An 18,133-nucleotide genomic window follows, 5' to 3' on the forward strand; every position below is an offset into this window, starting at 1 on the left:
TCTATTTCCCTCCGGCCTGAACGGGAACAGAGGTCCCGGCGGTGATGTGCGAGTGGTATTCCACCTCGTCCTTGGTCAACTCCATGTATGCCTCTTCGAGGCTTGCCTGGAGCGGGGTCAGCTCGTAGACCATGATCTGGTTCTCCAGGGCCGTGCGGGCGATTCCGCGAGGATCCAGGCCCGAAACTTCCAGCAGCTCACGCTCGTGGACTTCCACGGATACACCCGTGCCTGCGAGCAGTTGCATGAGCTGCTCCGGCTGATCCGTGCGGACTCGTGTGCGGGCGTGGCCCTTGCCGGTGATGATCTCTGCGATGGGTGCATCCGCAATGATTTTGCCGCGGCCAATCACGATCAGATGGTCTGCAGTCAATGCCATTTCACTCATGAGGTGGCTGGACAGGAACACGGTGCGGCCCTCGGAAGCGAGGTACTTGACCAGGTTGCGAACCCAGACCACGCCTTCCGGATCCAGGCCGTTGACGGGCTCGTCCAGGATGATGGTCTGCGGATCACCCAGCAGCGCTGCCGCAATGCCCAGGCGCTGGCCCATGCCGAGCGAGAAACCTTTCACCTTCTTCTTGGCGACTTCTCCCAGCCCGGTCATCTCGATGACCTCCCGAACCCGGCTCTTGGGGATGCTGTGCGTCGCGGCCATGGCGAGCAGGTGGTTGTACGCCGTGCGGCTGGTATGGACTGCCTTGGCATCCAGCAGCGCACCGATTTCACGCAGCGGCGCAACGTGCTTGGCGAACGGTTCACCGTTCACGGTCACGGAACCCGCGGTGGGAGTGTCCAGTCCCATGATCATGCGCATCGTGGTTGACTTGCCGGCACCGTTCGGGCCCAGGAAACCCGTTACCCGTCCGGCTTGGACGGTGAAACTGACACCGCCGACGGCGGTCTTCTCGCCGTAGACCTTCGTCAGGCCTGTTGCTTCGATCATGGAAGCGTTCCCTCCTCGGAGCACGTGTACGTGCGGATGAGTTGTTGACTGTACTGACAACGCTAGTCACAGAGGGTGCGGAAATCGCCTGTCTCAGGGATGATTCAGGGTCCAGTCAGGGTAGTCCTCCCGGATGACGCTACGAAGCCGGATGACGCTACGAAGCTGGGTCAACCGGCAGCGGACAATACACGCGTAGCTCGTGGCTCTTGACGGTGAACACGGCACTGCGCACCCCGGGCTTGGGCTCACCATCTACGGCCAGGACCAACGGTTCTCCGATCGCCTCAATGGTGACGGTAGTTGCCTCGGTCAGATGCGTGACTTTGGAAGCAGCAACGGTGCCTGTCATGACGGCCCAAAGGAGCCGGGCACGGGCAAATGGTTCATCCGCAGTGATCATGCGGAGATCGAAGACGCCGTCGTCCAGCACAGGGCGTCGAAGTGGGGCATGGTCGCTGGGGTAGTAACGCCCACGTCCCAGGTACAGAATCCACAGCTTGTGCTTCACGCCGTTAACGGTGAGCGTCGTGGGCGAGTTCACTCCGAAAGTCCGCAGCGATGCCACCAAACTGGCCAGGGGTTTACCCATGGCAGGCTGCAGTCGCTCCCGGCGTCGAACGAGGTTCGGATAAACACCCACGCTGGCCGTATTCAGCATGGCGATCTCACTGGACTCAGGGTTGTCAGGCAAACCTCGATGGACGGCAACATGCCCGAAATCCACAAGCGCGGCCTGCCCCTCTGTGACTGCCTTGATTGCGGCGTCAATGGAATTGGTCCCGAGGTCACGGGCAAAGTGGTTGAGCGTGCCACCCGGCAATACCAGAAGAGGCAGGGAATGCTCGACGGCGATAGCGGCCGCGGTGCCAACCGTCCCGTCACCACCCCACACGCCAAGCGCTACGGTGCCTGGCCGGGCTGCGGCTGCTTCAATCTCAGCGGCGACATCCTCGCCCTCAGCGATTTCATGAATATGCGCTTTGGGGAATACCTCCTGTAGCAGTTCGCCGGTTTCGGGGGAGTAGGAACCGCCCAGGACATTAACAGCGATGCTCAGCCCCTCGCCGTCGGAAATTCCCGGGGCCCCTGCCGGCGTCCGGCGGGGTTTGGGTTCGGCGGGCTTGGCTGGCCACCACGTGCGTGTCAGCAGGGCAGCACCCGCGCCAAGTGCAGAACCAAACACGACGTCTGACGGCCAGTGCGCACCTGTGTGCACACGGGAATACGCAACGCCCGCGGCGATGGGCGCAAGTACGGCGCCCAGGACGGGCGAAACCATCCCTGCTCCCACGACAAAAGCCACGGCCGAAGCTGAGTGTCCGGATGGCATGGAGGAACTGACCGGCTGCGGGTGTACGAACCTGAAAACGGGCAGGTGTTCCGGCAAGGGCCGCCGCCGGGGGAGCGCCGTTTTGAAGATGAGGTTAGTGACCCCGGAGGCCACGCCCAAGGCAAGCAGTCCATGCAGGGCTGCCCTGCGCGGTTTTCCTGGAACCGTGGCCATGATTCCCGCGATGCCAAACCAGAGCTTTCCCTTGGTGGCCGCTGCTGAGAGCCGCCGGAAGAGATCATCATGTTCGCCTTGCGGCTGGCGCGAAACCGCCCTGACAAGGAAATGATCGAACCTTGCCACGTGCTTGGGGCCTTTGCCCAGGAAACCTCGCATTCCACCACAGTAGCGCGAGCCCGGCGGCAGGACCCGGCGGCATTCCAGAACTCCAGCAACCTTGCCCAACGGCCGTGACCACGATGAGTGAATGATTCGCGTCCTGCGTCCACGCCAGCGGCCCAGCTGGCAGATTGTCACGCCTGCCCTGCTTTTGCTGTGCGCGTTCGCGGTACCGGGAGGCATGATTGTGGCCGGTCAAGGGGAGCCCGCCTTCAATAGAATTGATACAACATGGCAGGCCTATTCCTTCACCCTGCACGCCCCGTTCTGGGACGCGGTAAACGTGGCGCTCAACTGGGGCGGGTATGTGGGCATGCTGGTGCTGCATGGTGTTTTGGCGGCCGCGCTACTCCTCTGGCGACGTCCCAGGGCTGCTGCCTTCTGTGCACTCGCCGGCCTTGCTGCCCTGGGCCTCACTCAACTGGCCAAGGCACTTGTTGGGCGTGATCGGCCTCAAGGCGCCAGGGTCCTCTCTGATACAGGCTCATACCCTTCGGGGCATGTTTCCGCGACCACCGCCTTCCTCGTCGTGATGGCGTTGCTCATCGGCCGGCAGTGGGCGAAAGTGGTGGCAGTTCTTGGCATACTCGCGATGATGGTCAGCCGAACCTACCTGTCCGCTCACTGGTTAAGTGATGTCCTCGGCGGTGCGTGCCTAGCAGCCGGTGTCGTCCTGCTGTTGTGGTGGCCGTTCTGCAACATATGCATTCAGGAGAATGAAACCGCTGGCCGGGCGGCTATTTGGCGCGCAAGGGCCGTGCAACGCCAGCAAGAAGCAGGGCAACAAGAATAGGCAATCCGATCGCCAGCAGTGCCATGTGGATTCCGGTTTGGTCACCGAGGTAACCCAGAAGCGGCGGGCCGGCCAAGAAAGCCACGTAGCCAATGGTTGAGACCACGGAAACGCGTGCCGCTGCGTGCTTGGGATCGTCGGCCGCAGCGGACATGCCCATGGGGAAGGCCAACGCCGCACCAACGCCCCAAAGTGCCGCACCAAGGCCGGCCAGCACCACGTTGCCGGCGAAGACGAACAACGCCAAGCCCAGCGCGGCCGCTGCCATACTGGCACGGAGTACAGCCACGCGGCCGAACCTGTCGATGACCTTGCCGCCGAGGAACCGCATCCCGGTCATGGCAGCAACGAAGAGCGCAAAGAGCAGGGCGCCGGTCGCTTCGGAGGTACCGAGTCCATCAACGGCCGCCTTGGCAATCCAGTCATTGCCGGCCCCTTCCGTAAGGGTCGCACCCAAAACCACCACACCGATGAGCAGCGTCCGGCCGTCCCGCCAAGCCGTGGGTCCCTTGGGAGCCGGCGCACCGTCGTCGAGCGTTTCAGCCACTGACGCTTCGTGCGGCAGGAAGTAGCGCGGCACGGTTAGTGCGAGGAGGACAGCAAGTCCGGCGATCACAAGCAGGTGCTCAGGGAGGCCAACACCAAGGTGCGAGAGCCCCGCACCGATCAAAGCGCCCACAAACGCCCCGCCGCTGAACGCTGCGTGAAACTGCGGCATGATGGTCCGCTTGAGCCGGTGTTCGACGTCGGCACCCTCGATGTTCTGGGCTACGTCCCACAGCCCAATGCCAATGCCGAAGAAGAAGAGGGCGATGGCCGTGGCCGGAACCGATGCAGCCATAAGGGAGATGGCAATCGCAGCACCTGCGGCACCCGCCACGATGCCGGCGAGGCGAACCGTGCCGGCTGTACCGATTCGGCCCACCACCCAACCTGCGGACGGCAAAGCCATCAAGGACCCGACGGCGGTGCAGAGCAGCAGGGTGCCCATCTGGCCGGACGTTAGGCTGAGGGCTTCGGTGACGGCGGGGATGCGTGCCGCCCAGCTTGCAAACACCAGGCCGTTCATGGCGAAGATCAGGAACGTCGCCACCGCCGCGGCGTTGACGTTGGTGGTGCTTCTGGTGCTGGTGGTCATGCAATCACAACTTCCACAGAGAGTTTGTCGAGCCGGGCAAGATCTTCGGAGGATGGCTTCAGGTCTGTCACGATGACGTCCACGGCCTCTATCGCGGCAACCAGGGCGACCGCGCTGGCATTCCACTTACTGCCGGAGGAGGCAACGATGACCCGCGACGCCGATTCAAGGCCGGCGCGCTTCACCGCGGCGTCGTCAAGGTCATGGGCCAGCAGTCCGTCCTTGAGGTTGAGGGCGCACGGCGTGACCACCGCGGTGTCGAATCGCAACGAGCGTATGTTCGCCTCGGTCATGGGTCCGCGAAAAGACTGTTCGCCCGGAATGAGGCTTCCGCCGGGGAGAATGAGCTGCGGCCGGCGGCCCTCCTTGGCGTGGGTCAGTGCCTCGACGCCGTGCAAGGACATCGGCATCACCGTGAGTTCACGCTGGCTCAGCCGCCGAGCAATTTCCGTGGCGGTGGATCCGCTGTCCAACCACACGTGCTCGCGGTCCTTCAGCAGAGCGTCAACAGCTGCTGCGATCTTGAGCTTCGCCTCGTGGTCTTCCAGTTCGCGCTGCCCATAGCCCGGGTTGTCACCCCGCGCTACCAAACTACGGGCGCCGCCGTGCACCCGCTTCAGTACTCCGTTGGCCGCAAGAATTTCCAGGTCCCGGCGGATCGTCGCGCCCGAGGCTCCAGTGGCTGCTACCAGCTCGTCCACTGATACTTCTTCGCGTTTGCGCAGCAGCTCGCCAATGAGCCGATGGCGGTCAGGAGTTCCCATAGTTCAACGGTATCAGGCCGACGCTCACTTAATCATAAAATGTGATCATTTGATCACCGATGCTCTCTCACATCCCACCCCTTAAACCACGATGCTCTCTCACATCCCACCCTTAAACCCACGATGCTCTCTCACATCCCACCCCCTTAAAACCACGATGCTCTCTCACATCCCACCCTTAAACCCACGATGCTCTCTCACATCCCACCCCCTTAAAACCACGATGCTCTCTCACATCCCACCCCCTTAAACCACGATTGCGGCCGTATGGTTTTCTGAGACAGCTTGATGGGAGATTCGTTTCAGATGACCACGCCCAGAAGAAAATATGATGCCGCTTTCCGTGAGGAAGCAGTGCGGCTGGTGCTGTCCACGAACCGTTCGGTGAAGCAGGTCGCCGAGGAGATCGGGGTGAAGGAAAGCACGCTGGGGAACTGGCTTCACCGACATCGGGAACGTCAACCAAATGCCCCTGTCCCGTCCGAGGACAGGGGCCCGGTTGCCTGGGAAGAACACCAAAAGGCCTTGGCCGAGAACGCCAGGTTGAAGGCCGAGGTCGAGTTCCTGGGAAAAGTCAGCGCCTTCTTTGCCGCGAAGCAAAAGTAGAGGATTTCTACGAGTTCATCGAAGCGGAGAAGGCCAACCATTCAGTGGTGTGGCTGTGCCGGGCATTGAAGGTTTCCCGGGCCTCGTTCTATCGGTGGCGCAACCCCGCCGGGCCCTCACCACGTGCCGTGCGGCATGAGGATCTGGTCACCGCGGTCACCGACCTCTATACGAAGGAGGAAGGCCGTGCCGGACGGGACCAGTTGGCCTTGTTGCTGAACGCGGCCGGGACCAAGGTCTCCGCCCCAACCGTCGGAGCCATCATGCGCGAGACCGGTCTGCGTGCCATCCGAACTCGGGCCTGGAAACAGACCACGGTCCAGGACCCGCAGGCCAAGACCGCCCACATCGAGAACCACATGCTCGACACCGACGGCAAACGCGACTTCACCTCCACCGTGCCCGGGACCCGTCTGGTCGGCGATATCACCTACCTGCGCACCGGCGAAGGCTGGCTCTACCTGGCCACCGTCATCGATCTGTTCTCCGGCATGGTCATTGGCTGGTCCATGGCCGGACACATGCGTGCGAGCCTGTGCACCGCGGCCCTGCAGATGGCCCGGAACCACGGCCGCTTCGCCGAGGATTCTGTGGTCTTCCACTCCGACCGCGGCGCCCAGTACACCTCTGACGAATTCCAGCAATGGTGCGGCACCAACGCGGTCACTCAGTCCATGGGCAAGGTAGGGGTGTGCTGGGACAACGCGGTCGCCGAGAACTTCTTCTCCCACCTCAAAACCGAGTTCTACCACCACCACCGCTTCGGTTCCAGGCTCGCCGCCCGGACCGCCGTGATGGACTACATCGAGGGCTGGTACAACCGCCGCCGACCCAACCGCCGGGCCGGCGGCGCACCACCCGTAACAGCCCACACCGCTTACCAAACCACCGTTCAGGGACCCCTGGCCGCCTAACCAACAACAACGAGAACTGTCTCACAAACTTGACGAGCGCAGATGCTCTCTCATCAACTGAGAGAGCATCGGGCGAAAAGGGCAATGATGTGAGAGAACGTGTGGACTAGCGGGCGCGCTCCACGCGTTTCTCATCCCAGACGGGTTCCTCGGACTCGTAGACCTTTCCATCGGAGCCGAAGATCAGGAAGCGGTCGAAGGACTTGGCGAACCAGCGGTCATGGGTGACGGCCAGGACCGTTCCCTCGAAAGCATCGATTGCTCTCTCCAGGGCCTCGCCGGAGTGCAGATCCAGGTTGTCGGTAGGCTCGTCCAGGAGCAAGAGGGTTGCTCCGGACAGCTGCAGCAGGAGGATCTGGAACCGCGCCTGCTGGCCACCGGACAGGGACTCGTACTTTTGCTCCGATTGGCCGGCCAAACCGTAGGAGTCCAGGGCACCTGCGGCAGCTTCGCGGGGAAGGCCCGATCGGTGTTCATCGCCGCGGTGCAGGATCTCCAACAAAGTCCGGCCCAGCAGATCCGGGCGAACGTGCGTCTGTGCGAAGAATCCCGGGCGGATACGGGCGCCCAGCTTCACAGTTCCTTCGTGCGGCACTTCAGCAATGACAACGTCCGACACCGGCAAGTGCTCCCGCTCAGGGTCGGTGCCTCCCGTGGCGAGCAAGCGCAGGAAGTGGCTCTTTCCGGAACCGTTGGAACCGAGTACGCCCACACGGTCGCCGAACCAGATTTCAGTGGAGAACGGCTTCATGAGCCCAGTGAGTTCAAGCTTCTCCGCCACGATGGCGCGTTTGGCTGTTCGCCCTCCCTTGAGGCGCATCTTGACGTTCTGCTCGATTGGCAGGGCCTCGGGCGGCCCAGCCTCAAGGAACTTTGCAAGACGGGTTTGCGCTGCCTGGTACCTGTTGGCCATGTCGGACCGGAACGCAGCCTTGTTCTTGTACATGTTGACGAGTTCCTTGAGCTTCACATGCTCCTCGTCCCAGCGCTTGCGGAGTTCCTCGAACCGGGCGTTCCTATCGGCACGCGCCTCCACGTAGGAGCCGAAACCGCCACCGTGGATCCACGCACCGGCACCGTTTATGCCTGGTTCAAGCGTCACTATTCGTCCGGCGGCGTTGTTGAGCAGCTCGCGGTCGTGGCTAATGAACAGCACGGTCTTCTTGGATTCGTTGAGCTTTGACTCCAGCCAGCGCTTGCCGGGGACGTCAAGGTAGTTATCCGGTTCGTCCAGGAGCAGGAGTTCATCCGGTCCCGCAAAGAGGGCTTCCAAGACGAGTCGCTTCTGCTCGCCGCCGGACAGCGTAGAGGCGCGTCGGAACTGTGCTTTGTCGAAGGAAATTCCCAAGGCCGCCATGCAGACTTCGTCCCAGACCGTCTCGACGTCGTAACCGCCGGCGTCTCCCCAATCCACGATCGCCTGGGCGTACTTCATCTGCGTGGGTTCGTCGTCGTGTTCCATCATGGCGAGTTCGGCCTCTTCAACCGCCTTGGCAGCTGCCGCCAGCCCGGCTTGGGCCGTGGAGACCAGCAGGTCCCGGACGGTTGATTCATCCCGGACCTGGCCCACGAACTGCCGCATGATGCCCATGTTCCCGGACTTGCCTACGACGCCTTCGTCGGGTGTGAGGTCGCCGGAAATGATCTTGAACAGCGTCGTTTTGCCGGTTCCGTTGGGCCCAATCAGCGCGGTCTTAGTGCCATCAGGCACCTTGAAGGTCACGCCGTTGAGCAACTGGGTGCCGTCGGAGAGGAAGTAGTCGATGCCGGAAACGTCAATATGGGCCACCGCCCAATCTTCCCACGCCCAGGTATTAAGGCCCGACGGCGGAACTTTGGCCTGGGTGCCCCGAGTGAGCTAAGCGTCAGGCTTTCGCCGGGCAAACTGCGGTGCATGTTCGGGTCGTGGGCCGAAGGCAATCATCCGTGCAGGCAACTTCCGGAGGCCGGGAAAGTTACGGAGCACAATGAGCAACAGCTTGGGGGGCTTTGGCTGCTTGCCCGCCATGACCTGTGCGAAGATAACGCGATGCAGCACCCGCTGAAACGTCTGCACAATCACGGTTGGAGGCCAGCGCCGCTTCTGAACGGCGGCGAGGTGGCGGTCGTCCAGCGTTTTACTCAGCAGCGGCGAAGCAATGATCCGGGCCGCTGCGACGGCGTCCTGCACCGCCAGGTTGATCCCCACCCCACCGGCGGGGGACATCACATGGGCAGCATCGCCAATAAGCAGCAGGCCCGGCTTGTGCCACTCGGACAAGCGGTTGAGCTTCACGTCCAACAGGTGGAGATCATCCACGGAGCGGATGTTGTCCACACGGTCTGATAGGTCTGGCCGCAACCTTGCGACGCGTGCACGAAACGCTTCTACGCCTTCTGCCCGCAACTTCGGATCCAGTCCCTTGGCCGCGAGGTAGGCGATCTGATAAAAGTCCTTGCGGGTCAAACTCAGCAGAACGTCCGAAGTCCCGAAACTCGGGGCAATCGACGCCACGGGATCCCTTTCATCGGCATTCCTCGGAAGCCGGAACCACCACGTGTCGAACGGCACCGGAAATTCGCGTGGGACCAAACCCGCCCGTGCACGAAGCACCGAACTACGGCCGTCGCACGCCACCGTCAATGCAGCCTTCAGTTCGCCCGTCCCCAGGTTTTCGCCGGTGAGGGGGTCCCGGGTTCTGTACGCCACACCCGATACTGCGCCGGACCCGTCGCGGAGCAGCTCTGTGACCTCAGTGTTCATCCGCAACGTGAACGTGGGTTCCTGCTTGGCTGCCTCCACCAGAAAGTTCAGCAAGTCCCATTGCGGCACCATTGCCACATAGTTGTACGGCTCCTTGAGGAGCCCGAAATCAGCGAGGATCACGGAATCCCCGGTCCCTGCAGGCAGCTGGAAATTACCCAGCTTGCTCTGCGGTAGCTGCCGGAACCCTTCGCCCAACCCCAATTCGTCGAGGAGGCGAATGGTGGAGGCGTGCACAGTATCGCCACGGAAGTCCCGCAGGAAGTCGGCGTGCTTCTCCAACACAGTGACTTCAACTCCGGCCCGGGCAAGGAGCAAGCCCAGCACAATCCCGGCCGGACCTCCGCCAACCACAACGCACTGCGTGCTGCTTTCCATAGCTTCTCCCGATTTAACCGGCGGCGGTGAGGAACGACTTCAACAACGGTCCGCTGGTGGTTGCCCCCAGGCCGCCGTCTTCCACGAACACAGCAACCGCCAGGTCTCCGTGAACGGCAACGATCCACGCGTGGGTCTTGGGCGGGTCCTCATTGCCGAACTCAGCAGTACCCGTTTTTGCCCCGACGGGCGCTCCCGGCACCTGGGCGAGGAATCCAGCATGCCCGGAGGTAACCACCGCCCGCATCATGTCGGATAGCGCGGCCGCTTCTTCCTTGGTGATCGGCTTGCTTGAGGGCGGTGACGCGGGCGCTGCGCTAACGGAAGCGGACGACGCCGGCGCGCTGCCACTTTCCGTGGGCGTAGCTGCCGCGCTGGAGTTCCCGGCTTCAGGGTTCAGCACGAGTTGAGGGGACACCGGAGCGCCGTTGCCAACGGAGGCTGCCATGATCGCCGCAGACAGTGGGGAGAAGAGCACCTTCCCCTGGCCGATCATGGATGCCGCGTGCTCGGTTCCCTCTGCGGCGCCGGGGACTGAACCGAGGAAGGCGTCGGCGCCCAGCTTGGGCGCTTCCACGGCCACGCCCAATGCCATGGCGGCAGACTCGAGCTGGTCCTGGCTGACCGTGTCACGGGCATTGATGAAAGCGGTGTTGCAGGAATGGGCAAAAGCGTCCCGCAGCGTTACGGAACCCAAGGAGCTTTCCGGGTAGCCCTCGGAGTTCTTGAAGGTTCTGCCGTCTACTGTCAGCGTCGGGGTGCATTCGACCTTGGAATCAGGCGTCGCGCCGTCGCGGAACAGCGCCAGGGAATCGACGATCTTGAACGTGGACCCCGGAGCGTATTGGCCAAGCATCGCCGTGTTGTAGCCGTTGCTGCCGGGGCCTGATGCCGCCGCGAGAACAGCTCCAGTGGAAGGCTTAAGCGCCACAATGGCGGACGCCGGCCCAACCCCGGCAAGAGTCTCTTCGGCCAGTTGTTGCAGCTTCAGGTCAAGCGTGGTCTTGAGGGTTGTTCCGGGCACAGGGAGGGACGAGAAGAATACTTTGCTTGCAGGGGTCTCGCCTTCCGACTTCGCTTCCTGCTTGGCGACCACCTCCACGCCGTCCTTCCCGCGGAGCAGCGAATCGTATTTCTGTTGAAGGCCGCCGGTTCCTGTGGTGTCCCCCGCCCGCAAGGCGCCGTTGGACTTTTCGATCTGCTCTGCACTGGCCTGGCCCACACTTCCCAGGAGTGCTCTGGCGAAGGTGCGTGTTGGTGCCAACGCCATGGAGTCCAGAATGCTCACGCCTCCCGGAATGGCAGTGATCTTTGCTTCGGTAATTTCGGGGGTGTAAGCGCGGAGGACGATGCCCTCCACGAAAGCCTGTGGACCCGAGGCTGCCACCTGCTTGGCATACTCTTCAACGTCAAGGCCGAGCAAAGCAGCCATTGCCCGCGCGGCGGAATCCGCCTGATCAGCGGCAAGCTTGGTTTTGTCGATACCAACGCGGAAAACCGGACGGTCTTGGACAATGGGGGCATCCCCTGCGCCGAGGATCTGTCCGCGCTGGGCAGGAACCGTCTTGACGGAGAGCGTCTCGCCGTCCGAAAGTTCCGGGGCAAGGAGCTGGGGATTCCATTGGACAGCCCATTTATCGCCGGACTTTTTCAACGTAGCCTCGGAGCTGTACTCCCATTTTGCTGAGCCAATGTTCCAGCTGTAGTTCAAAGGGAAGGTGGCGGTCTCGCCGTCGAGCTTCACGTCACCTGACTGAACCGATGGCTTGGCATCGAGTCCCTCAAACACCGCTTTGAGTTGATCGTTGGCCGCGGAAGCGTCCTTGCCCTCTACGGCGAGTGAACCGACGTCGAGCGCGGCCAGAGAGGAGGCGAGCTGCTTCGCTGCACTTTCCGCACCGGCGCGGCCGTCATCGCAGGCCGTCAGCGAACCAACCATCACCAGCGCTACCAAGCCAAGGACAAGATTCCGTGTTCTCATTTTCCCCATTTGCGACATTATGCCCCGTTCCCCCGACAGTTTCTCTCCGCGACCACAACCCGGACCCGCCCCACCCAAAGGAGCTGGGCGGGGCGGGCTCTGGCGAGTCAGATTACGGGGCACACGTGAACCTGGCATCACCCCAGACACCGTGCGCGCCGTTGATGGATCCGGAGGGGTCCACCACGAGTTCCACGTATGCCGCACCCGTCAGGTCTACGGAAACGGCTTCCGGAGCGAACCCGGGCGTGTACGTTCGCGACTGGTACTTGTTCACGCCGTCGGTATTGACCTTGAAGATGATGTTGCCACCGAAGCCGCTTTCCAGGCCTACTTGCGAGGTGAACGACGTGCATTTTCCGCCCAGGTAATACGTGATCCTGGAGGCCGCGTGAACGCCCAGACCCTTTGCGAAGGAAGGCTGCTGGCCTGTTGCAGGATCGGTGTAGTTGATGGTCAGCGGTTTGTCCGGTGATGACGCCGAATCCTTGTTTGCCACATTCTTGCCGATCACGCCGTAGCCGTTGATGGCCTGGATCCACGGAGTTTCAGACGCGTAGACCGATCCGTGCGGCACGTCGGGCAGCGGCTGCGACGTGACCTTCCAGTCAAAGAACTTCACCCGCGCGTCTGTAGGCAGCGCGACAGAGGCAAGTTCCTTCGTGGGGTTGAGCCGGACCGTGTTGGAGAACGCCTGGTATTTGTACTGCGTGTATTCCGGGGACGGTCCGTTGGCGTTGTTGCGGCCTTGTTCGGACACCGCCACCACAGCGCCGTTCAGCACTGAGGGCTGCAACCAGTTGGGGAAGAAGATCGACTGCTTTTCCATGCTTCCATCGGCATATGTCAGGGTCAACTCAGGGCTTGTTCCATTGCCAACAGCCGCTGATCCGAGAACAGCCAGGTGTGTTCCCTTGCCCTTGACCGCAATGGTCTGTCCGGACAGTGCAACCGAGTTGGGGACATCGGGGCCCACCGCTGGCCACGTGTAGTCCACCTGCTTGGACGTGCCCGCTTCCACTGTCACAGTGCTGCCCGGCCGTACGCCGCCTGCCGGGATGGGAGCGGCAGCCAGCTGCTCGGCAGCGAAGGTGGCCCCTCCGCCGTCGAAGTTTCCGAGCGCCTTCCCCGCCACTGTGGTCACGGCGACGGTGTTGTATGCAGCTGCCAAGGAGCCATAGGCCACGTAGATCTGGTTGCCCCCAGTCACCGACTGCTCGCTTGAGTCAGAAGCAGCGTATGACGCCGAGACCTGCACGGTCTGCTGACCCGCCTTCGCGGTGGGGCCGGGCTTGATGACGAATGTCGCCGTGGTTGTTGCGCCGCCCTCAACCTTCGCGGCAGTTGCCCCGGAGGAGGAGATGACGGTCCACCCGTCGGGCAGCACCGGCGTCAGCACAACGTTTGTCTTGGCCTTGATCCCGGTGTTTACGAAAGCTGCAGTGACGGTGGTTTCCTGGTCCTGGAATACCTGCTGGCCAGTGCTTACGCGCACCTCGGCTGCCGTATCTTCCTGGCTCTTGCCGCCCAGGGGTCCGGCCTGCTGAAGCTGGATGGTGGCTGACTGGTTGGAGGCGATCACACCTGTCTTCACGAGGACGGTACCGTTGTTGGCCTCATCGAAGAACCAGCCGGCGGCAGCGGCATCGTAGGCGTCCCTGGTGCCGTGCCGGGCCAGTGTGGTGCCTCCAATTTTGACGTCTTTGGGCGCCGCACCTGCATGGACCTTGAGCTGGTAGGGGCGGGCGGCAGCTTTGCCCGTGTACTCGCCCTTTCGCTCACCGATAGTTACCATAACGCTGCCGTTGCCCGTGCCGGGTGCCTCCACGGCGAGGAGCTGGGTGGAAGACTTTCCGTCCTTGAATTCCCGCGTGACTTTGTCATCTTCGTACAGGGTGAAAGTGTTTTGCCCCTTGGCGTAGATATCCAAAGTGATCATGGAATCTTCGGGAACCAAGGAGGCGTTGCGGGCCACGATACCTTGTGGGATCACCGCACCTGCGCGAACGAAAACCGGCAGCCTGTCGAGTGGCGCGTTGTAGCCGTTGAGGATCTGGCCACCCTGGTATAGCTTGCCTGTCCAGTAGTCCACCCACTGCTCGCCGGCAGGAAGGAAGATGCCGTTGCGGACGTCGGTCTGGGTAAAGACCGGGGCCACCAGGAAGTCGGATCCGAGCATGAATTGGTTATTCGCCTCGGCGCCGTAAGACCACTGTTGGTCAGGGAATTCGAGGGCCATGGAACGCATCATGGAGACGCCTGTGTCAGAAGCGTTGTGCGCGAGTGAGTAGATGAAGGGCATGAGCTGCTGCCGAAGCTGAAGGTATTGACGGTTGATGGCAGTGGCTTCCTCGCCGTAAAGCCATGGACGCTTGTCCGTCGCTGCCCAGCCGGACATCGAGTAGAGCGCCGGGGCGAAGACCTTCCACTGGAGGTCGCGGACGTAAGACTCCGGGGATCCGCCGAAGATGCCATCCACGTCGCCGGTGGTGAACGCCAGGCCCGAGTTGCCGGCACCGGTGAGGGCCGGGACCTGCCAGCGAACGGCGTCGAGGTTTCCTGAATGGTCACCCGTCCACTGCATGCCGCAACGCTGCGAGCCGGCCCAACCTTCAACCATCAAGGACGTGCCGCGGGCGTTCGAGTACTGCTCGATCCCTCCATGCGCAGCTTCGCAGCCGGTGAGTGCCTGACGGTAGCCCTGGCCCACCCAGGCGACGTCGAGCTTGCGCAGCCGTACACCTGCATCGCCAACTTCGTACTCTTGATTGGTCAAGGAGCGCTGGGTCCACAGACCAACTTTGAGGTCTGTTTCTTCCTCGATGTTGCTCACGGTTTCGGGAAGTTGCTGATACTCGCAGCCGTAGCCGTCATTGACCAGCATCCAGCCCGCAGGCATGTCGTTCTCAACGAACTTCCGTGCCGTTTTGATGGCGTCGGGCGTGCGCTGCTTGGCGCCGTCGGGATCGCCGAATCCAGACGACGAATAGCCGGGATTGGAGCGGTTGTAGCAATCGGCGTCGCCATATTCCAAGGCGTAGACCGGCGGCATCATCGGCTTGCCGGTCAACGTGGTGTAAGCGTTCAGGGACTGCTTGTAGTCGCCCACGAAGTAGTAGGCGTCGAAGCGCTTTTCCTCATGGGTGGTGCTGGGTTGCCCGCCGAAATTGTAGGAGCCGCGGGCGAACGTGTCCCGCAGGACGCCATATCCCTTGGAAGACATATAGTACGGAACCGCATTGGGATAGCCGTCGTCGTCCCAGTCGAAATTCCGGGCGATGTTGATCAGCGCGCCGGTGTGGACGGAGCGGCCGTTTTGCATGCCGCCGCCGATGAACTGCTCGCCGTCCTGCGGGGCCAGGTGCTGTGTTGCCGAGTTCGCACCAAAGGTGATGGGGGCGGACTCCTGGAAGACCAGGGACCCATCGGCCCTCAGCAGCCGGAGTTGGGTGGTGGCCTTGTTGATCTCGACACTGATCTTGGCAGTCTTCAGGACCAGCCAGTCACCGTCCGTGACTGTTGGTGCGCTGCCGGGGAACTTGTCCTTCCCCACCACGATGTTGGCAGTCCGTGCCGGGTCCCCTTGATCGGTGTTGGCGGGGTCGGTGAACTTGCCGCTGGGATCGGCTTCGAGGCGGAAGTTGCCGTCGTCCAGGAAGGTGACGCGGATGGCGCCTCGCTCGGTGGAGAGGTCGACGACGTTTCCGGACTGGGTGAATCCGGTTACCGCTCCGAGGGGTACTCCCGCTGCATCGACAGGTACTTCAGGGGTGACTGCCTTGATGGGGGAGGGGTCGCCGGGAGCGGCATTTGCTGCCGTTGCGAAGGTCAGGGCGGGGATGCCGCCAGCAAGCAGAAGCGACGCCAATCCGAGGGACGCTGCTTTCTTGAGGAAGGAATTGCGGACGCATCCAGGGCTGTTGGGCGCAGCACTGAATAAGCCCTTGAGGGGTGCGGACATGGGGGCCAACTTTCGACGAGTGACTTTTTGTGATCTAACTCATGGCGAAACGTGCACTAATCGTCACTGCAAAAAGGCAAAAGGTCAATCGTTTAACAAAGAATTTCTTCGCCACTGGGGACGGCACTTGCCTTGCTGGGGCCTCATTGGGACGTCTAGTGTCCCTCAAGCCGCCTGGCCGTCAGTGGCCGTCAGTGGCCGCGAATGATCCTGCGTTGCGCCGCCACCGCTATCGCCGCCGTTCGGTTATCAACGCCCAGCTTGGAGTAGATATGCACCAGGTGCGTCTTCACTGTTGCCTCGGAAATGAACAACTGCTTCGCCATGGCGCGGTTGCCCATTCCGGTGGCCAGGAGTTCCAGCAACTGGACTTCCCTCGGGCTCAATGCAGGTGACGGATTTCGGATCCTGCCCATGAGCCGGGCCGCCACTTCCGGTGCCAGCGCGGTTTGACCGGCGGCCGCGGATAACACAGCCTGCTGGATCTGTTCAGGCGGGGCGTCCTTCAGCATGTAGCCACTGGCGCCGGCCTCAACAGCGGCGAGGATGTCAGCGTCCGTGTCGTAGGTGGTGAGGATAAGGACGGGCGGCGGGGGAGTCCCGGCCAGCCCTGCTTTGATCCTGCCTGTGGCGGTAACGCCGTCCATACCGGTACCCATTTGCAGGTCCATCAGCACCAGGTCCACAGGCTCACCCAGGGTGTTCAACCTGCCCAGTTCGGCCAGCGCCGCGTCACCGTCCGCGGCCTCGGCCACCACGCTGACACCAGGAAAATCGGCGAGCATCGCCCGGAGTCCGGCCCGCACAACAGGATGGTCGTCCACCAGGAGGATGCGGATGTCACTCATGCCCCGCCCTCCCGGGTAGGCAGCGGCACCCGAAGGGCAACCACTGTTCCCTCGCCAGGCGCCGATTCGATATCCAGGCTGCCATCCAGCGCAGCCAGGCGTTCGCGAAGGCTTTGAAGCCCGACGCCGGTGCCGTCGCCGCGCGCTGTACCGGCCGCCGTCGACGGTTCAAAACCGATGCCGTCGTCGAAAACATCCAGGGTTACCTCCGAGTCGAGGAAGGACAAAGTCACGACGACGGCACTTGCGCGGGCGTGCGCCCACACGTTTGCAAGGGAAGCCTGGGCGGCCCGGAGCAGGGTGGTCTGGTAAGCATTGGGCAGGTCCAAGGGCGTGCCCACAAGCTCGAAACGGCAGCGCAGTGCTGTTCCCCGGGCGGCTGCTTCGGTCTCGGTCTTTTCGCAAAGCCTCCGCAACGTATCCACCAGATCAGACTCTTCCAAAGCGGGCGGCCGAAGATCACGGACAAAGCTCCGGGCCTCGGCAAGGTTCGCCGACGCGGTCTCCTGTACGATCCTCAACCGTTCATTCGCGGTCTTCATGTCCCCCTCGTCCAACGCTTTCCCCGCAGACCTGCCCATCAGGATGATGCTGGAGAATCCCTGCGCCAAGGTGTCGTGAATTTCCCGGGCCAGCCGTTCGCGCTCTGTCAGGACCCCGGCGTCGTGCTGGGTCTTGGCCAATTCTGCCCGTGTTCGTCGGAGATCGTCAGCAACAATGCGTTGGTGCTCGGCCTCCAGGAACAAGGCACGGTATGCCAGTCCGGTGACCACAGCAAAACCAGCCCCGAACATGGGTCCCAGGACCATCGCGAGCTGCAGACCGCCGTCGGCCGGGCCCCGGCTGTGAAACCAGAGGGCACCAATCAGCAGAGCCGTGCTAACCACGATTGCCGGCAAGGCGAGGCGCCGGGGGAGTATGTGCAATTGGAGGAAGAAGAGTGGGAAGGCAACCCATGTGAAATCGCCGCTGACCAGCAGAAGCAACAGCCATAGGACCATCACGGCACCAAGCCACCAGCCTGAGTAAGGTGTGGGATCGAACCGGGTGACGTTGCCGGCGTGGCGTTTCTCGAGGACGGTTCCCACGAGGTAGACCAGGGCCAAGGCGGCTGACAGTGCCAGTCCAGCAATGACCGCCAACGGCGACGGACTGCCCGCAGTGCCTGCCAGGAGCCGCACCACTGCCACCAGCAGCAGCACGGCGAAGCCTACATGGAGACTTATCCGCAGCACACGGAGGATGGTGGCGGTGCCGGTAGGAGTCTCCTGCATGCGTCCCAGCCTATCCCCGCCCGTCACTCCACTCCCTCGAAATTCCGCGTCCCGGGGCAGGAATCAACCAATCGGATGATGGCCGGTTCAACCCCTTGAAGTGCGCGAATCCACC

The 18,133-nt window shown here is 62.5% G+C and carries 12 protein-coding genes; 2 read left to right on the plus strand and 10 right to left on the minus strand.

Annotation, left to right across the window (positions count from 1 at the left end; all coding sequences use genetic code 11):
• Position 1: 1 nt before the first annotated feature.
• Together AC6I99_RS22190 and AC6I99_RS22195 are read right to left on the minus strand one after the other, a co-directional pair.
• Positions 2 to 946: an ABC transporter ATP-binding protein gene (locus tag AC6I99_RS22190; RefSeq protein WP_224092489.1), complete on the minus strand. Its 945-nt coding sequence runs from the start codon at positions 944 to 946 to the stop codon at positions 2 to 4.
• Positions 947 to 1,103: 157 nt separating this feature from the next.
• Positions 1,104 to 2,615 (minus strand): bifunctional phosphatase PAP2/diacylglycerol kinase family protein, encoded by a 1,512-nt coding sequence (locus AC6I99_RS22195; protein ID WP_224167598.1) that lies wholly within the window; start codon positions 2,613 to 2,615, stop codon positions 1,104 to 1,106.
• A gap of 91 nt (positions 2,616 to 2,706) precedes the next feature.
• Here AC6I99_RS22195 and AC6I99_RS22200 point away from each other — a divergent pair, with 91 nt between their 5' ends.
• Complete coding sequence (locus AC6I99_RS22200) at positions 2,707 to 3,411, plus strand: phosphatase PAP2 family protein (protein ID WP_224165907.1); 705 nt, start codon at positions 2,707 to 2,709, stop codon at positions 3,409 to 3,411.
• Here AC6I99_RS22200 and AC6I99_RS22205 read toward each other — a convergent pair.
• Both AC6I99_RS22205 and AC6I99_RS22210 read right to left on the minus strand, forming a co-directional pair.
• Entirely contained in the window at positions 3,356 to 4,549 is a 1,194-nt protein-coding gene (locus AC6I99_RS22205) for an MFS transporter (RefSeq protein WP_497961887.1), read from the minus strand. The two genes, AC6I99_RS22200 and AC6I99_RS22205, sit on opposite strands and share 56 nt — an antisense overlap.
• Positions 4,546 to 5,313, minus strand: coding sequence for a DeoR/GlpR family DNA-binding transcription regulator (locus AC6I99_RS22210; RefSeq protein ID WP_224165909.1), 768 nt, complete (start codon positions 5,311 to 5,313; stop codon positions 4,546 to 4,548). Before AC6I99_RS22210 ends, AC6I99_RS22205 begins: the two co-directional genes overlap by 4 nt.
• Before the next feature lie 306 nt (positions 5,314 to 5,619).
• Between AC6I99_RS22210 and AC6I99_RS22215 the strand changes: the two genes are divergently transcribed.
• Positions 5,620 to 6,833, plus strand: a protein-coding gene (locus AC6I99_RS22215) for an IS3 family transposase (RefSeq protein ID WP_497943976.1) whose coding sequence is annotated in 2 segments (ribosomal slippage) — positions 5,620 to 5,881 and positions 5,881 to 6,833 — 1,215 coding nt in all. Because the reading frame shifts where the segments join, the coding sequence is not laid out codon by codon here.
• A gap of 106 nt (positions 6,834 to 6,939) precedes the next feature.
• Here the strand turns inward: AC6I99_RS22215 and AC6I99_RS22220 are convergent.
• From AC6I99_RS22220 to AC6I99_RS22245, 6 genes are all read right to left on the minus strand, one after another.
• Positions 6,940 to 8,622, minus strand: coding sequence for an ABC-F family ATP-binding cassette domain-containing protein (locus AC6I99_RS22220; protein ID WP_497943975.1), 1,683 nt, complete (start codon positions 8,620 to 8,622; stop codon positions 6,940 to 6,942).
• Between the two features lie 69 nt (positions 8,623 to 8,691).
• Positions 8,692 to 9,954 (minus strand): FAD-dependent oxidoreductase, encoded by a 1,263-nt coding sequence (locus AC6I99_RS22225; protein WP_497943974.1) that lies wholly within the window; start codon positions 9,952 to 9,954, stop codon positions 8,692 to 8,694.
• A 13-nt stretch (positions 9,955 to 9,967) separates the two neighbouring features.
• Positions 9,968 to 11,944 carry a penicillin-binding transpeptidase domain-containing protein gene (locus AC6I99_RS22230; protein WP_497943973.1) on the minus strand — a complete coding sequence of 659 codons (1,977 nt, stop codon included), beginning with the start codon at positions 11,942 to 11,944 and terminating at the stop codon, positions 9,968 to 9,970.
• A gap of 103 nt (positions 11,945 to 12,047) precedes the next feature.
• Positions 12,048 to 15,896, minus strand: a complete 3,849-nt coding sequence (locus AC6I99_RS22235) for an NPCBM/NEW2 domain-containing protein (protein ID WP_497961888.1) — start codon at positions 15,894 to 15,896, stop codon at positions 12,048 to 12,050.
• 191 nt (positions 15,897 to 16,087) lie between these two features.
• Complete coding sequence (locus AC6I99_RS22240; RefSeq protein WP_497961890.1) at positions 16,088 to 16,744, minus strand: response regulator; 657 nt, start codon at positions 16,742 to 16,744, stop codon at positions 16,088 to 16,090.
• Positions 16,741 to 18,018 carry a sensor histidine kinase gene (locus tag AC6I99_RS22245; protein WP_497961892.1) on the minus strand — a complete coding sequence of 426 codons (1,278 nt, stop codon included), beginning with the start codon at positions 18,016 to 18,018 and terminating at the stop codon, positions 16,741 to 16,743. The genes AC6I99_RS22240 and AC6I99_RS22245 overlap by 4 nt, the downstream gene beginning before the upstream one ends.
• Positions 18,019 to 18,133 lie beyond the last annotated feature (115 nt).

The organism is Arthrobacter sp. TmtSoilC77, assembly GCF_059739415.1.

Coding starts and splice junctions, on each gene's coding strand:
- AC6I99_RS22225 (WP_497943974.1), bottom strand. CDS start 9,954: ATGGAAAGCAGCACGCAGTGCGTTGTGGTTGGCGGAGGTCCGGCCGGG.
- AC6I99_RS22235 (WP_497961888.1), bottom strand. CDS start 15,896: ATGTCCGCACCCCTCAAGGGCTTATTCAGTGCTGCGCCCAACAGCCCT.
- AC6I99_RS22245 (WP_497961892.1), bottom strand. CDS start 18,018: ATGCAGGAGACTCCTACCGGCACCGCCACCATCCTCCGTGTGCTGCGG.
- AC6I99_RS22195 (WP_224167598.1), bottom strand. CDS start 2,615: ATGCGAGGTTTCCTGGGCAAAGGCCCCAAGCACGTGGCAAGGTTCGAT.
- AC6I99_RS22205 (WP_497961887.1), bottom strand. CDS start 4,549: ATGACCACCAGCACCAGAAGCACCACCAACGTCAACGCCGCGGCGGTG.
- AC6I99_RS22230 (WP_497943973.1), bottom strand. CDS start 11,944: ATGGGGAAAATGAGAACACGGAATCTTGTCCTTGGCTTGGTAGCGCTG.
- AC6I99_RS22210 (WP_224165909.1), bottom strand. CDS start 5,313: ATGGGAACTCCTGACCGCCATCGGCTCATTGGCGAGCTGCTGCGCAAA.
- AC6I99_RS22190 (WP_224092489.1), bottom strand. CDS start 946: ATGATCGAAGCAACAGGCCTGACGAAGGTCTACGGCGAGAAGACCGCC.
- AC6I99_RS22200 (WP_224165907.1), top strand. CDS start 2,707: ATGATTCGCGTCCTGCGTCCACGCCAGCGGCCCAGCTGGCAGATTGTC.
- AC6I99_RS22240 (WP_497961890.1), bottom strand. CDS start 16,744: ATGAGTGACATCCGCATCCTCCTGGTGGACGACCATCCTGTTGTGCGG.